Origin of the sequence: Paenarthrobacter aurescens (assembly GCF_041549525.1) — a bacterium.
In the GTDB taxonomy this organism is placed as follows: Bacteria; Actinomycetota; Actinomycetes; order Actinomycetales; family Micrococcaceae; genus Arthrobacter; species Arthrobacter aurescens.
Genome location: NZ_CP157456.1, coordinates 2,928,657 through 2,943,749, shown reverse-complemented (window position 1 = coordinate 2,943,749; position 15,093 = coordinate 2,928,657). Strand labels below are relative to the sequence as shown.

The following is a 15,093-nucleotide window of genomic DNA, read 5'->3' as shown; positions in this document are numbered from 1 at the left end:
CTAGGGTGACTTACGAAGCAGCTGCAGATATCGGGATCGGGTCCAGGGCCTCCATAGCAAAGTCAGCGGTGCTGGAGCGCTCCGCTGTCATCGACCTCGACGCCGTGCGGCACAACGTTCGTCAGTTCGTGGGCATCGCCTCTCCGGCGGCTGTGATGGCTGTGGTGAAAGCAGACGCTTACGGGCACGGCGCCGTGCAGGTAGCCCGCGCAGCCCTCGACGCCGGAGCAGCCTGGTTGGGCGTCGCCCACATCTCTGAGGCGCTCGCCTTGCGCGCCGCCGGAGTTGATGCTCCGCTGCTCGCCTGGCTGCACACCCGCGAAAGCAACTTTCAAGCCGCAGTAGCCGCCGGCGTCGACGTCGGAGTTTCCGGCTGGGAGCTCGAAGCGGTAGTGGCAGCAGCACGGGAACAGGAACGGCCCGCGCGTGTGCATCTGAAGGTGGATACTGGGCTTGGGCGGAACGGCTGCACCATTGCGGACTGGGACCAGCTTCTGGGCCAGGCCATGGAATACCAGGACCAGGGTCTGCTCAGGGTAGTGGGGATTTTCTCCCACCTGGCGGTGGCCGATGAACCGCAGCGCACTGAAACCGATGATCAGCTGTCCCTCTTCCGCGAAGCAATCGCCATGGCCGAGGACGCCGGTGTGGACACTGAAGTCCGGCACATCGCCAACACACCGGCGGCATTGTCCCGCCCGGACTCCCACTTCGACCTCGTTCGTGTGGGCTTGGGCATCTACGGACTCTCGCCCTTCGAAGGGGCCACCTCAGCCGAACTCGGCCTGCGTCCGGCCATGACGGTCCGGACCCTCCTGTCCAACTGCAAGAAGGTTCCCCAGGGCCAAGGCGTTTCCTACGGGCTCAATTACCACACCAGTGAGGAAAGCACCCTTGGGTTGGTGCCGCTGGGCTATGCGGACGGCGTGCCGCGGATCGCCACCGGAGGACCCGTGCAGGTAAACGGCGTCACCTATCCGGTAGTGGGCAGGATTGCGATGGACCAGATGGTCATCGATTTGGGACCACTGTCCCCGGAAGCCATGGCGGGACTCAAAGGAGCCGAGGCCGTGATGTTCGGCAACGGTGCCGGCGGTGGCCCCACAGCCGATGATTGGGCGGCCGCAGCAGGAACCAACAACTACGAGATCGTCACGCGCATCAGCCCTCGGGTCCCGCGCAGCTATGTCAACGAGCTCCCGGAGGCCCCTGCCGGTGCCGGCCGGGCTGAAACGGCAGCGCTGTGAGCCAGGCCCAGTGGGAGCGCACGCTCACGGTCACGACGGCGGAGCAGACACATGCGCTCGCAGCGGCTCTGGGCGGGGTGCTTGAGGCCGGGGATCTCCTGGTCCTTACAGGCGAGCTGGGTGCGGGCAAGACGACGTTCACCCAGGGCCTCGGGGAGGGCCTGGGGGTCCGCGCAGGCATCATTTCGCCGACGTTCGTTCTTGTGCGCATCCACCCTAATCTTCCTGATGGCCCCCGGCCCGGGGGTCCGGACCTGGTCCATGTTGACGCTTACCGGCTGGACTCGGCGGCGGAGATCGATGACATCGACCTCGAGAACACCATGGACACAGCGGTCACGGTAGTGGAGTGGGGCAAAGACCGGGTGGAGCACCTCTCGGACAGCCGGTTGGAGGTTGAACTTCACAGGTCTGTTGGTGGGGAAAGCACCGCGACCACCATGGACGGGATGGTCCTGGATTTTGATACCGAGGATGATGACGAACCCCGCACCATCATTTTCCGTGGGTTCGGTCCCCGCTGGGTGGAAGCACCTCAACTCCTCCAAAGTACTTCAGAAGTGGAAGGTCATTGATGCTGATCCTGGCTATTGATACGTCAGCGGTTGCCAGCGCAGCGCTGATCTCGGACGATGCCATGGAGAGCGTGGTGGATTCCTTTGCCACGGAGGACACCCGCAGCCATGCCGAAGTCCTCGCTCCCGGGATCGAGAAACTTCTGGCCGGTGCCGGCGTTACCGGGGCGGACATTGACGCGATTGTCACAGGTGTGGGCCCCGGGCCTTTCACGGGGCTCCGTTCCGGGATTGCCACCGCCCGTACGCTCGCTTTCGTATGGAACAAGCCGTTGTACGGGCTGATGAGCCTTGATGCCATTGCCTTGGAAGTGGCGGAGTCAACGGCGGCAGCCCCGGAGTTCCTTGTGGCTACCGATGCCCGACGCAAAGAGGTTTACTGGGCCCGCTACGCGCTGCTTGAAGGTCAGCTTCCCCAGCTGGTGGACGGCCCGCATGTTGGCTTCGCTTCCGAACTTCCGGACCTGCCTGTTTTTGGGGCGGGCGCAGGCCTTTACTCCGATGTCCTCACAGCTGATGAGGACTTTGCGCAAACCCAACCGGACGCCGCCTCGCTGGGCCAGTTCGCTTTGGCCAAACTCACCGCCGGCCAGGCCCTGCTGGACTCCACTCCGCTGTACCTGCGTGAATCCGATGCCCAGGTGCCAGGGCCCAGAAAGCGTGCGCTGTGATGGGAAGGACCCTGTGAAGCTGTCACCCAAGCTGGAACTTGCCGGTGTTTCGTTGCGCGATATGACCGAAGCTGACATCCCGGCAGTGGAGGCTTTGGAGCGCCGGTTGTTCCCCGTGGACGCCTGGCCGTTGCAAATGTTCTTTGACGAGTTGGCCCAGCCCGAGACCCGCCGCTACGTTGTGGCGGAGGTTGCGGGAGAGATTGTGGCTTACGCCGGTCTCATGTGCATCGAGCCGATCGCGGACATCCAGACGATCGCCGTAGTTCCTGAATTTGAGGGCAAGGGAATTGGCTCGGCGGTCCTGACCGAACTGATCGAAGAAGCCAGGCGCCGCCGTGCCGCAGACGTCCTGCTGGAGGTCCGGGCGGACAACCCCCGGGCCCAGCAACTGTATTTGAGGTTCGGATTCGAACAGATCCACGTGCGTCCCAGGTATTACCGGGACGGTACCGACGCCCTGATCATGCGCCTTGAACTGAACAAACCACAGTCCCCCGAAGGAGCCACAGCGTGAGCGGGCAGTATCCGGAACAGTCAAAGCAGCCGCTGGTGCTGGGCATTGAATCCTCCTGCGATGAGACCGGCGTGGGGATTGTGCGTGGGACCACCCTGTTGACCAACACTGTGTCCTCGTCCATGGATGAGCATGTTCGCTTTGGTGGCGTCATTCCGGAGATCGCATCACGGGCGCACCTGGACGCTTTTGTGCCCACCTTGCAGGAGTCGCTGCAGGCGGCAGGTGTCACTTTGGAGGACATTGACGCCATTGCTGTGACGTCCGGTCCCGGACTGGCCGGTGCCCTCATGGTGGGTGTTTGTGCTGCCAAAGCCCTGGCCGTTGCCACGGGCAAGCCGCTGTATGCCATCAATCATCTTGTGGCGCACGTTGGCGTAGGGCTGCTGGAGGCGTCCAACGGAAAGTCCGACGCCGCTGCTGCCGCCGGCGTGGGTGCCGGTCCGCTGGGTGCAGGCACGCTGGCTGCCGGTACGCTCCCGGAGAACCTCGGCGCGCTGCTGGTATCAGGTGGGCATACCGAAATCCTGCGCATCCGCAGCATCACCGACGATGTTGAGCTGTTGGGTTCAACAATCGACGACGCCGCCGGTGAAGCCTATGACAAGGTGGCACGGATCCTGGGCCTCGGGTATCCGGGTGGCCCTGCGATCGATAAAGTGGCCCGCCAAGGCAATCCCAAGTCCATCCGCTTCCCCCGGGGCCTCACCCAACCCAAATACATGGGTACTGCTGAGGAGAAGGGCCCTCACCGCTATGACTGGTCTTTCAGCGGCCTCAAAACGGCCGTGGCCCGTTGCGTGGAGCAGTTCGAAGCCCGCGGCGAGGAAGTTCCCGTAGCTGACATTGCCGCGGCGTTCCAGGAAGCCGTGGTGGACGTCATCAGTTCCAAGGCTGTTCTGGCCTGCAAAGAGCACGGCATCACCAATGTCCTGCTGGGTGGGGGAGTCGCTGCGAATTCCCGGTTGAGGGAATTGACCGGGCAGCGTTGTACGTCCGCCGGAATCACATTGCACGTTCCACCGCTGGATCTGTGCACGGACAACGGAGCCATGGTTGCCGCCCTCGGAGCCCAGCTGGTCATGGCCGGCATTGCTCCGAGCGGGGTGGAGTTCGCGCCGGATTCGTCCATGCCGGTCACTACGGTGTCAGTGCCCGCCTGAGTTCAGCTGCCTGCTAATGAGCACAGCTGCCTGCTAAGCGTCGGGTCCCTTGCGCATCTGCTGTACGAGGTCCATGACCACTGCCTGCAGGTCCCCGTTGTGTTCGGCGGCGACGCGGCGCTGGCGCTGGTAGCTGGCTCCGCGCTCAATGATTTTCAGGACATCTGCCAGTTCTTCGGAGCAGCCGAGCTTGGCCGCGACGGGTTCAAGGCGGGCCACTGTCCCGGCGAGGTGATCTGTGACGAGTTGTTCGTTGCCTTCGGCGTCGAGAATGATGATGGCTTCCATGCCGTAGCGTGCGGCCCGCCATTTGTTCTCCTGCACATGCCACGGCGGCATGGTGGGGATGCTGCCCCCAGCGTCAAGGATGGTGGAGAACTCGTCAACCAGGCATTGGGTCAGCGCCGCAATGGCGCCTACTTCTTCAAGAGTGGCCAGGCCGTCGCAGATGCGCATTTCGATGGTGCCCAGATTGGACACTGGCCGGATGTCCCAACGGATTTCGGACGTCGAGTCGATCACGCCGGTGGTGAACATGTCCTGGACGTAGGACTCGTACGCCTCCCAGCTCTCAAACTGGAAGGGCAGGCCGGCGGTGGGAAGCTGCTGGAACATCAGCGCCCGTTGGGAGGCGTAGCCGGTTTCTTCTCCTGCCCAGTAAGGGCTGGAGGCGGATAATGCCTGGAAGTGCGGGAAGTAGTTGACCAGGCCGTCCAGAATAGGGAGGACCTTGTCCCTGCGGTCAATGCCCACATGGACGTGAACGCCGTAGATCACCATTTGGCGTCCCCACCATTGGGTCCGCTCAATCAGTTTGGCGTAGCGCTCCTTGTCCGTGACGGGCTGAAGCAGGGGAGGGCTGAACGGGTGGCTGCCTGCGCAGAACACTTCCACGCCCATGGGATCGGTGACTTCACGCACGGCGGCGAGGGAGCGGCTGAGGTCTTCCTTGGCGTCCTTGACTGTCTCGCAGATCCCGGTGACCAGTTCCACGGTGTTCAGAAGAAGTTCGCGCTTGATATGGGGGTGTTCGTCGTCCTCATTGAGGTCCGGATGGTTCGCGGCGACGCCTTTCAGGACGTCATTTGCTACTGATACCAGTTCCCCGGTGCGTGCATTGACGAGCGCCAACTCCCATTCCACACCCAGTGTCGATTGCCTGGATGGCGCAAAATCAATCTGCACGTAGTCCCCTCTTTGTCTGTCTCAGCCGGACACGGTTCCCCGCTGTGGGGCCGCCAGCGGTCGGATCAAGTCTAATGCAGCCGGAACGCAGCTTCCTGCTGGGCCTTTGGTGCACAGCGCGCGCGACTTGCTAATGAGAATGCTTCTCAATAGAATCACTGCATGCATCTCACAGTCCTCAGTTCCCTGGACAGCCAGTGCCGCGAAACAGCCGCGGCCAGGCTCGGCCAAACCCACAGCAACTCCGTAGTGGTCCTTCATGATCTTCTGGACGGCTCCTTGGTGTTGCGGAGGGTTTACCGGAACGGCCAGTTGTTCGAGCGCGAAACCACGGTCCTGGAGCATGGCTGCCTCAGCTGCACTGTCAGACTGGATGTAGTTCCCACCGCGGAACGCCTCGCCTCCTGCGGCTTTGACCACATAGTCCTTGGCCTCCCGCCCGGAGTTGCGGCGGCGATGGCCGTGGCGGAGCTTCGGCGGGGCCTGAGTGGCCCGGCGGTGATCGATAACGCAGTACTGGCCCTGGACCCCGCGGACCTGGATGACCATATGTGGGACCGCCACACGCTGTTTGAATCCGGGTTCACCTCCATGCCTTCCGATGAGCGCACCAGCGGTGAATTCCTGATTGGCGAGTTCGGGCAGGTGGACACTGTCATGGTCCACCCCGGACTGGGTGCGGTACTGACGGGCGAATCCCGTGAAGGCACCGCGCAATGGCGGTTGGGCCTTGAGCTGCTGGGCCAGTTGGCGTTCCATGCAGGGGTTGTGGGTGCGGCAGAGGACTACCGGCCGGGCTGCTTTGACGACGCCGAGGCAGCGGCGCGCAACCGTCCCGGCGTCGTGCGTGTGCCCGTCAGCGAAGCGGACGGTTCCTACCGCACGGTGCTTCACAAGGCCGGCCGGCCGTTGCACCCCGGGCGTTTCCGGGACGCACTGCCTCATCTGGCAGCAGGGACGCACTGGCTCCGAGGCCGCCTCTGGATCGCATCAGCGCCCCAAACGAGGATTGCCGTCCAAGGAATCGGGCCACGTGTGTGGCTTGAAAGTACAGGAAAGTGGTTGGCCGACTCCGCCGAATCAGCTCCTGTCTTTGCGCGCCCGGGGAAAGCGGGGACGGACGTGGACTCCCTTCTTGACTGGCATCCCAACCATGGCGATCGCGGAACGGTCCTGGCCATTACCAGGAGGAAAGAGGATGTGGACCCGAAGGAAATCCGCCATCTTCTGGACGGTTGCCAACTGACCGAAGCCGAGATGAAGCAGGACTTTGGAGTCTGGGACGATCCCCTGGAACTCAGCGACGCCCTCTGATCCAGCAACACCCGGGCGGGCTGAACACCCAGCCGAGCTAAACACATAATTAGGCCAAACACCCAACAAAAGGAGAAACACCATGAAGGTCAGGAATTCCCTGCGTGCCCTCAAGAAGATCCCCGGCGCCCAGATTGTGCGCAGGCGCGGGCGGACCTTTGTCATCAACAAGAACAACCCACGGATGAAGGCGCGGCAGGGCTAAAAGCCAGCTGACGGCACCACCGTACGGGCGTTGTTTAATGGGGGAATGCCAATCCTGAACAAAGACATGTCCCTGTGCATTTCGCTCGCGGCCCGGCCCAGCAACATCGGGACCAGGTTCCACAACTATTTGTACGATCTGCTCGGCCTGAACTTTGTCTACAAGGCATTCGCCCCCGCGGACATCGCCCTTGCGGTGGCGGGCATCCGCGGCCTCCCCATCCGGGGTGCCGCGGTGTCCATGCCGTACAAGGAAGCGGTTATTCCGCTTGTTGATGTGATGGATCCATCGGCGCAAGCCATTGATTCCGTGAACACCATTGTGAACAACCACGGCGTCCTCACGGCCTACAACACTGACTACATCGCCATTGCCCGGCTGTTGAAGGACCACCGGGTTCCCAACAGCCACACCGTCCTGCTGCGCGGTGCAGGCGGCATGGCCAAAGCGGTGGCCGCGGCGCTCCGGGATGCCGGGTTCACCGCGGTGACCATTGTGGCCCGCAATGAGAACACCGGCCGTGCCCTTGCCGATCTTTACGGATTCGCTTGGCAGAACGACGTCAACGGCTCCACTGCGGATCTGATCATCAATGTCACGCCACTGGGAATGGCAGGTGCGGATGAAACGGCCCAGTCTTTCGATGACGCCACTATTGCCGCGGCTCAGGTGGTGTTTGACGTTGTTGCGTTGCCTTCGGAGACGCCGCTCATCAGCGCTGCCCGGAAGGCGGAGAAGAAAGTCATCACAGGCGCTGAAGTCATTGCCATTCAGGCCGAGGAACAGTTTGTCCTGTACACCGGTGTCCGCCCCAGCCCTGAGCAGGTCCGGGAAGCCTCGGAGTTCTCGCGCCGCTGACTCTTTGGAGCGTCAGGCCGTAACAGGCTCCACCACCACAACCACTCTCTCCTCGCCAATCCTGGTGAGGACGAGGGTGGCTGTTTTGGGAGGCATCCCTTTTGCGGGCTTGGCCGGAAGCAGTTGCTTGCGCAGTTCTTCCGGGGTCACAGCAGTGCCACGCTTCTTGATATCAAGGACCGTGATGCCGTTTTCCTTCACCCACAACTTCATGGCCTTGACGTTGTAGGGCATCACCTCAAGCACCTTGTAAGCGCGGGCAAACGGGGTGTCGTGCAGTTCGGGGGCGCAGATGTAGGCAATGTGTTCGTCCACCAGATGCCCACCCAAACGCCCGGCGACGTCGGCCACCAGGCCTGCGCGGATCACGGCACCATCGGGTTCGTAGAGGTAACCCTCTACAGGCCCGACGGCGGCTACCGGGCCGCCGTCGAAATCCGCGCTGCTGGTGATTTCAGCGGCGCCCTGGCTGCCAATCACCAGGGCGGCCCGGCGCACGGCCGGGCGGGAGACTGCGTTGAACCAGAGCGTCACTTCGGTGACGTCGCCGCCCACCGAAACCCACTGGGCCTCGCACCCCGAAGGTACGGAGTCGTGTGGAATGCCCGGACCCATTTTGACGCCGATGGCACGGCCGGTAGCTGCGAGACTCTCCACGAAGGACAACGGGGGAGAGAACGCTTCAGGATCCCAGATCCGCTTGGTCCCTGACGTTGAGGTGGTTCGGCGCGCGGGATCGAGCCATACGCCCTCGATTCCGTCCAGCTCCACTGACGTCGCATCGGCGTGTACCACGGTGGCATGGGGGAAAGGCATGAGGTTGATGGTGGCACATGCGGCAGTGGTCTCATCCATTTCCACCGCGGTCACCGTAATGTCCATGGACGCCATGGCCATGGAATCGGCGCCAAGGCCGCAGCCCAGGTCCGCAACGTGGCGGATTCCGGCTTTCGCGAAGCGTTCGGCATGCCTGGCGGCCACGTTCAAGCGCGTGGCTTGCTCCAGGCCGGCCTGGGTGAACAACATCTGCCGCGCAAACTCGCCGAACTTCGCCTCCGCGCGTGTTCGCAACCGGGATTGCGTGAGGACCGCCGCTACCAGCTCAGGGGAGTGCCCGGCCTTCCGGAGGTCGGCGTTGATGCTGAAGGAATCGGCTTCGCGGTAAGGCCCAAGTGAGGCAAGAAGTTCCCATCCTTCAGTAGTCAGCAAGGGCGCGATCTGTTCCTGCGGTGCGTGAGGCATGGGATCAAGCCTAACGTCGCAGCGCTTGGGAGCGTGACCGGCGAATCAGCCGGATAGGGTTGTTTTCATGGAAGACAACGCAGCACAACCAGCCTCCACCCTGATCAAGGCAGCGCGCCCGGCCCTCATAGCGGGGATCGTGATCGCGGTGGTCTGCATCGGCCTGCTGATCATCATTTTTGCGTTGGATTCCTTCAATGCCGCCACCTATTCGGTAGCCGGCAAGAGCGTCAACGACGCCACCGATGAAGCCCGGGGCATTCGCGAACTTTACAGCGCCGCGCGGACCGGTGGAATCATCACGCTGGTGGTCTCCGGCGTCGTGGCTGTTGCCGCTGCCGTGGTGTTGTACCTGAACCGCGGCAACGCCGCGCTGGACGAAGATGATGACGGTCAGGACTACGATCTGGAGGACCTCACCGGCAGGTGAGTGACGTTCACCCATGACGAAATGCTGGCACTCACCTTGACCGAGTGCTAACGCTTACATAGAGTCTTGTTAGCACTCTCCCCCGGAGGGTGCTAACCACGCCAAGCGTCTTCCGGCACCGCGACGACGGTTGTACGCTCCGGCACCCTAGTTCTTAGTCCATGAATCAGCTCATGAAAAGGAGAGTCCGAGTGTCGGTCTCGATTAAGCCTCTTGAGGATCGTATTGTTGTTCGCCCGCTCGAAGCAGAGCAGACCACCGCTTCCGGCCTGGTCATTCCGGACTCCGCACAGGAGAAGCCGCAGGAAGGCGAAGTTGTTGCAATCGGCCCCGGCCGCTTCGATGACAACGGCAACCGCGTACCGGTTGACGTAGCTGTTGGCGACGTCGTCATCTACTCCAAGTACGGTGGAACCGAAGTCAAGACCGGCGGCAACGAGTACCTCGTTCTGTCCGCCCGCGACGTCCTTGCGATCGTCGTAAAGTAACTTCCCGGAGCCCCGCACCGCCGTCGCGTTGGAATCATTCCAGCCGTCAGCGGTGCGGGTTTTCTGTCTTGAAAGGACACAACCATGGCAAAGCAGCTTGCTTTTAACGATGCTGCCCGCCGGTCTCTTGAGGCCGGTATCGACAAGCTCGCCAACACTGTCAAGGTGACGCTTGGCCCGCGCGGCCGCAACGTCGTGCTGGACAAGAAGTGGGGAGCTCCCACCATCACCAACGACGGCGTGACCATTGCCCGCGAAGTTGAGCTTGATGACCCCTACGAGAACCTTGGCGCACAGCTGGCCAAGGAAGTAGCCACCAAGACCAACGACGTCGCAGGCGACGGCACCACCACGGCCACCGTGCTTGCACAGGCCCTGGTCAAAGAAGGCCTGCGCAACGTTGCTGCCGGCGCTGCTCCGGGTGAGATCAAGCGCGGCATCGAGGTTTCCGTTGAAGCCGTCGCAGCCCGCCTCCTGGAGAACGCCCGCGAAGTTGAAGGCACCCAGGTTGCCAGCGTTGCTGCCATTTCCGCGCAGAGCGACGAGGTTGGCGAGCTGCTGGCCGAGGCGTTCGGCAAGGTTGGCAAGGATGGTGTGATCACCATCGAAGAGTCCTCCACCACCCAGACCGAGCTGGTCCTCACCGAGGGCATGCAGTTCGACAAGGGCTACCTTTCCCCGTACTTCGTCACAGACGCAGAGCGCCAGGAAGCGGTCCTTGAAGACGCCCTCATCCTGATCAACCAGGGCAAGATCTCCTCGCTGCAGGACTTCCTGCCGCTGCTGGAGAAGGCACTGCAGGCCAACAAGCCGCTCTTCATCATTGCTGAAGACATTGAAGGCGAAGCCCTGTCTACGCTGATCGTCAACCGCATCCGCGGCACGCTCAACGTTGTTGCCGTCAAGGCGCCGGGCTTCGGCGACCGCCGCAAGGCCATGCTCCAGGACATCGCAACGCTGACCGGCGCCCAGGTTGTTTCCCCGGACCTCGGCCTGAGCCTGGACACCGTTGGCCTTGAGGTACTTGGTACCGCACGCCGCATCACGGTCACCAAGGACAACACCACCATTGTTGACGGTGCCGGATCGGCTGAGGACGTCTCGGACCGCGTTGCACAGCTGCGCGCTGAGCTGACCCGGACGGACTCCGACTGGGACAAGGAAAAGCTGCAGGAACGCCTGGCCAAGCTGGCCGGCGGCATCGGCGTGATCAAGGTTGGCGCGGCCACCGAGGTTGAGCTGAAGGAAAAGAAGCACCGCATTGAGGACGCTGTTTCCTCTACGCGTGCAGCCCTTGAAGAAGGCATCGTTTCCGGTGGCGGTTCCGCCCTCATCCACGCCCTCAAGGCATTGGACGAGTCCCCGGCCGTCAAGGCACTGGAGGGTGACGCTGCAGCTGCTGTGGGCATCGTCCGCCGCGCCCTGGTCCAGCCGTTGCGCTGGATCGCCCAGAACGCAGGCTTCGATGGCTTCGTTGTTGTTGCCAAGGTTTCCGAGCTCGAGGCCAACCACGGTTTCAACGCCAAGTCCGGCGAGTACGAGGACCTGATCGCCGCAGGCGTGATCGACCCCGTCAAGGTCACCCGCTCCGCACTCCGCAACGCCGCTTCCATCGCAGCCCTGGTTCTCACCACCGAGACCCTGGTTGCCGAGAAGCCGGCCGAGGAAGAAGACGCACACGCAGGCCACCAGCACTAACGGCCCTGTTCAACACAAGCCCCGGTCGCTTTGACCGGGGCTTTTGTTGTCTGCGGCTTTGCACGGGGTGGCTATTGTGAGCGTACGACGGCGGCGGTAACCTGACGCTAATACGGCGGCTTGGGTGCGTCATCGGGGTGCAGGGTCGCCGCAAGGTGAGCCATGACGATGCCTGCCACAGCCTTGGACCTGGGACGCTCGGCGTTCTCCGAGCGTCGCTGGAGCGATGCGTTGGATTGCCTCGCCCGCGCGGACACCGAGGGTGGCCTGCCTGCCCGGGACATTGAGCTGGTGGCATCGGTGGCCATGCTCCTGGGTAAGGAACCGGAGGGTGTTGCCTACCTGACGCGAGCCCATGATGAGTACCTGACCATGGGGGATATGGCAGGAGCGGCCCGCTGTGCAGCGTGGTTGGTCCTCTACCTCATGAACCTTGGAGAACAGGCCCGGGGTTCGGGCTGGTTGTCCCGTGCCAAACACCTGCTGGATGGAATGGTTGATCCCGAGGAGGCCGAGGGCTACATCCTGATCCCCACAGCCTTGCGGGCACTGTATGGAGGGAACCCGGACACCGGCAACGAGCTCTTCAGCCGCGCATTGGCATTGGGACAGCGGTTCCACGACCCCGACCTGACGGCCTTGGGTCAGTTGGGCGTCGGGACTGCACGGATCACTCTGGGATTCCCTGATGAAGGCCTCGCGTTCCTGGACGAAGCGATGGTCGCGGTCAGTGCCGGGGAAGTTTCGCCCATCCCCTCGGGCATCATTTACTGTGCTGTGATCGGAAGCTGCCGCCTGACCTTGGACGTAGCCCGCGCACACGAGTGGACGGCTGCGCTGGCGCGCTGGTGCGGGCAGCAGCCTGACATGGTCATGTTCAGCGGCCAATGCCAAACGCACAGGGCCGAGCTCTTCATTCTCCATGGAGCCTGGGAGGAAGCCCTGGCGGCGCTTAAGATCGCACAAGACCGTTCCCGGCACGGCGATCCTGAAGCGACATGGGGTGCCTGGTACTTTCAAGGCGAGCTGTTCCGCCTCACCGGCCGTGATGAAGAAGCAGCCTCGGCCTATGCCAAGGCCGCCGAGACAGGCTTTGAAGCACTGCCGGGCCTGGCCCTCCTGCTCCTGCGGCAGCACAAGGAAGCGCAAGCCCAAACCATGGTGCGCCGGGCCATGGCCGGAGCTGACCCGGCCAACCGTCGTCGACTGCTCCCGTCGGTGGTGGAGATTGAGCTTGCAGCCGGCGATCTTGAAGCGGCCCGCGCAGCGGCGGACGAATTGGCGGCACCAGTTGGTGAAGCATGCAGGCCCTTGGAACAGGCGCTCGCTGCGCAGGCGGAAGCCGCTGTGCTGCTCGCCGAAGGAAATCCGCAAGCGGCCCTGGCTGCGGCGAGGAAGGCCTGGCGGCTCTGGTACAGCCTTGAGGCCCCCTTTGGCCAAGCCAGCTGCAGGGTTTTGGCGGGCCGTTCCTGCATGTTGCTGGCCGACCACGACTCTGCTGCGATGGAGTTCGAGGCCGCACAAGCCGGGTTCGCCGATCTCGGGGCAACTCCGGCAGTGGCGGATGTTTTGGAGTTGACTGGCGAAACGAGCGGGGACGCTTCTCCGTTGACCAGCCGTGAGCTGGAAGTCCTGCGGCTGGTGGCAGAGGGCGGCGCCAACAAAACCATTGCCCGTTCCCTCTACCTCAGCGAGAAGACAGTGGCACGGCACGTCAGCAATATCCTGACCAAACTGGCGGTGCCGTCACGCGTTGCTGCCACGCGGTATGCACTGGATCATCATCTTCTCAGCTGACTCTCCGGCGAGGGTGCGCAGAAATACCCATGCGGCGTGCACACAAATGCGTCTTTCTGCCGACGCGGGGGAACGGGCTGGCCCCATAGCTTGGCGTTATGAACATTCCACTGCTTGCCGGCACCGTTTCCACAGTGCTTTTCGCCGCCAGCATGCTGCCCATGCTCCTCAAAGCTGTGCGCACCAAGGACCTTGAGTCCTACAGCGTAGGCAACATCGCCACCACCAATGTGGCCAATGCAGTGCATTCGTTCTACGTCTTCGACCTCCCGGCGGGCCCCGTTTGGCTGTTGCACTCCTTCTACATTGTTGCCTCCGCACTGATGCTGTTGTGGTGCCTGCGCTACCGGAAGGTCCCTGACGACGCCCTCAATAAACATATCGGAGAACCAGTAAGTGAAGGGAAAAACCATGAACGCCAAGCAGGAATCCATGGTGGACACGCTCATCGTGGGAGGTGGGCAGGCAGGGCTCGCGCTCGGATACTTCCTGGCCAAGGAAGGCCGGGACTTCCTGATTCTGGATCAGTACGGGAGGCCAGGGGAAGCCTGGCGCCAACGTTGGGACTCCCTGCGGCTCTTTACTCCCGCCAAGTATGACGGTCTCCCTGGAGCGCCTTTCCCCGGTGACCGTCTGGCGTTCCCCAGCAAGGACCAAATGGCTGACTATCTGGAGGACTATGTGCGCCGCTTTGACCTCCCCTTCGTCTCAGACGTCCGCGTTGACGGGATCAATCGTCATGGAGCCGGGTTCACAGTGACTGCGGGAGATCGCAGCTGGCGCAGCAAGAATGTGGTGATCGCTGCCGGAGGACACCATCTGCCGAAGCGGCCGCATTTCGCGGGGGACCTGGATCCGGAGATACGTCAACTGCATTCAGCGGACTACAGAAACCCCGGGCAGTTGAAGGATGGCCCCGTGCTGGTGGTGGGGCTGGGCAATTCAGGAGCTGAAATAGCCTTGGAAGTGGGCAAATCCCACGCCACTGAACTGGCCGGACGCCCCAGCGGTGAGATGCCCATGCGGCACGGCCGGACCGCTGCACGCTTTGCCCTTCCCGTGGTGCGGTTTCTTGGACTGCATGTCTTGAACATGAACACACCCGTCGGTCGCAAGGCCGCTCCTGCTTTCAAGTCGATGGCGGCACCATTGATCCGGACCAAGACCAAGGACCTGGTTGCTGCAGGGGTGCATCTGGTACCGAGGCTGGCCGGGGTCTCGCAGGGCCGGCCGGTCCTGGAAGATGGGACACGCGTGGAAGCTTTGAATGTCATCTGGTGCACCGGTTACCACGAGGATTACTCGTGGGTGAACCTCCCGGTTTTCGATTCCTTCGGTGAGCCCCAACAGAGGCGGGGAGTGGCCGGCGATGTTCCGGGCGTGTACTTCATAGGTCAGGAGTTTCTTTTCGCGGCAGCTTCGGCGACGCTCCCCGGAGTCAGCAGGGACGCCCGCTACCTCGCCCGCCGGCTCGCAGAGCAAGGTTCCGGCCTTGCGGGTGAACCGGCAGTGCAGCCTAACGCCGCCGGCCAAGCAGCATAAAGCGTGTGATAGCTCACGTTCTACAGGGTTGTGCCGGGCAACAGGGTTTGTGACCGACGGAAGTATCAGCACAGGTCACACACAGGTTTGGGTGGCACAATATATGGCTGGACCTGTGCTGATGGGGCTTCGGATGGCGGCCAGGAACAATCTCCCACATG

The 15,093-nt window shown here is 62.6% G+C and carries 15 protein-coding genes and 1 pseudogene; 14 read left to right on the top strand and 2 right to left on the bottom strand.

The window, feature by feature from the left end; all coding sequences use genetic code 11:
* Window positions 1–5: 5 nt before the first annotated feature.
* Genes alr through tsaD form a run of 5 tightly spaced genes read left to right on the top strand, consistent with a single transcriptional unit; the run spans window position 6 to window position 4,173 of the window.
* Window positions 6–1,247, top strand: a complete 1,242-nt coding sequence (gene alr / locus ABI796_RS13605; protein WP_141281575.1) for an alanine racemase — start codon at window positions 6–8, stop codon at window positions 1,245–1,247.
* Window positions 1,244–1,822, top strand: coding sequence for a tRNA (adenosine(37)-N6)-threonylcarbamoyltransferase complex ATPase subunit type 1 TsaE (gene tsaE / locus ABI796_RS13600; protein WP_141281573.1), 579 nt, complete (start codon window positions 1,244–1,246; stop codon window positions 1,820–1,822). Before alr ends, tsaE begins: the two co-directional genes overlap by 4 nt.
* Window positions 1,822–2,493, top strand: a complete 672-nt coding sequence (tsaB, locus tag ABI796_RS13595; protein ID WP_141281570.1) for a tRNA (adenosine(37)-N6)-threonylcarbamoyltransferase complex dimerization subunit type 1 TsaB — start codon at window positions 1,822–1,824, stop codon at window positions 2,491–2,493. Before tsaE ends, tsaB begins: the two co-directional genes overlap by 1 nt.
* A 13-nt stretch (window positions 2,494–2,506) precedes the next feature.
* On the top strand, window positions 2,507–3,010 hold the full coding sequence (gene rimI, locus ABI796_RS13590) for a ribosomal protein S18-alanine N-acetyltransferase (protein WP_141281568.1): 504 nt from the start codon (window positions 2,507–2,509) through the stop codon (window positions 3,008–3,010).
* Entirely contained in the window at window positions 3,007–4,173 is a 1,167-nt protein-coding gene (tsaD, locus tag ABI796_RS13585; protein ID WP_141281566.1) for a tRNA (adenosine(37)-N6)-threonylcarbamoyltransferase complex transferase subunit TsaD, read from the top strand. Before rimI ends, tsaD begins: the two co-directional genes overlap by 4 nt.
* Window positions 4,174–4,206: 33 nt before the next feature.
* On the opposite strand, the gene ABI796_RS13580 is transcribed toward tsaD, so the two are convergent.
* Complete coding sequence (locus tag ABI796_RS13580) at window positions 4,207–5,358, bottom strand: glutamate--cysteine ligase (protein ID WP_141281564.1); 1,152 nt, start codon at window positions 5,356–5,358, stop codon at window positions 4,207–4,209.
* Window positions 5,359–5,520: 162 nt separating this feature from the next.
* Here ABI796_RS13580 and ABI796_RS13575 point away from each other — a divergent pair, with 162 nt between their 5' ends.
* From ABI796_RS13575 to ABI796_RS13565, 3 genes are all read left to right on the top strand, one after another.
* Window positions 5,521–6,672, top strand: coding sequence for a GTP-binding protein (locus ABI796_RS13575; RefSeq protein ID WP_141281562.1), 1,152 nt, complete (start codon window positions 5,521–5,523; stop codon window positions 6,670–6,672).
* A gap of 82 nt (window positions 6,673–6,754) precedes the next feature.
* The gene (ykgO, locus tag ABI796_RS13570) at window positions 6,755–6,877 is read left to right on the top strand and encodes a type B 50S ribosomal protein L36 (RefSeq protein WP_011775528.1); all 123 of its coding nucleotides are present in this window, start codon (window positions 6,755–6,757) and stop codon (window positions 6,875–6,877) included.
* Window positions 6,878–6,922: 45 nt separating this feature from the next.
* Complete coding sequence (locus ABI796_RS13565; protein WP_141281560.1) at window positions 6,923–7,735, top strand: shikimate 5-dehydrogenase; 813 nt, start codon at window positions 6,923–6,925, stop codon at window positions 7,733–7,735.
* Between the two features lie 12 nt (window positions 7,736–7,747).
* On the opposite strand, the gene ABI796_RS13560 is transcribed toward ABI796_RS13565, so the two are convergent.
* The gene (locus ABI796_RS13560) at window positions 7,748–8,977 is read right to left on the bottom strand and encodes a class I SAM-dependent methyltransferase (RefSeq protein ID WP_141281558.1); all 1,230 of its coding nucleotides are present in this window, start codon (window positions 8,975–8,977) and stop codon (window positions 7,748–7,750) included.
* A gap of 67 nt (window positions 8,978–9,044) precedes the next feature.
* Here ABI796_RS13560 and ABI796_RS13555 point away from each other — a divergent pair, with 67 nt between their 5' ends.
* The 6 genes and pseudogenes from ABI796_RS13555 to ABI796_RS13530 all read left to right on the top strand — a co-directional run bounded on the left by ABI796_RS13555 (window position 9,045) and on the right by ABI796_RS13530 (window position 14,932).
* Window positions 9,045–9,407, top strand: a complete 363-nt coding sequence (locus ABI796_RS13555; protein ID WP_141281556.1) for a hypothetical protein — start codon at window positions 9,045–9,047, stop codon at window positions 9,405–9,407.
* 191 nt (window positions 9,408–9,598) lie between these two features.
* Window positions 9,599–9,895, top strand: coding sequence for a co-chaperone GroES (groES, locus tag ABI796_RS13550; protein ID WP_011775524.1), 297 nt, complete (start codon window positions 9,599–9,601; stop codon window positions 9,893–9,895).
* 84 nt (window positions 9,896–9,979) lie between these two features.
* Window positions 9,980–11,593 carry a chaperonin GroEL gene (gene groL, locus ABI796_RS13545; protein ID WP_141281554.1) on the top strand — a complete coding sequence of 538 codons (1,614 nt, stop codon included), beginning with the start codon at window positions 9,980–9,982 and terminating at the stop codon, window positions 11,591–11,593.
* A 162-nt stretch (window positions 11,594–11,755) separates the two neighbouring features.
* Window positions 11,756–13,390 carry a response regulator transcription factor gene (locus tag ABI796_RS13540; RefSeq protein ID WP_141281552.1) on the top strand — a complete coding sequence of 545 codons (1,635 nt, stop codon included), beginning with the start codon at window positions 11,756–11,758 and terminating at the stop codon, window positions 13,388–13,390.
* A gap of 98 nt (window positions 13,391–13,488) precedes the next feature.
* Window positions 13,489–13,794, top strand: a pseudogene (locus ABI796_RS13535) (hypothetical protein); the annotation flags it as partial.
* A 7-nt stretch (window positions 13,795–13,801) separates the two neighbouring features.
* Window positions 13,802–14,932, top strand: coding sequence for an NAD(P)/FAD-dependent oxidoreductase (locus ABI796_RS13530; protein ID WP_141281550.1), 1,131 nt, complete (start codon window positions 13,802–13,804; stop codon window positions 14,930–14,932).
* Window positions 14,933–15,093: the final 161 nt, after the last annotated feature.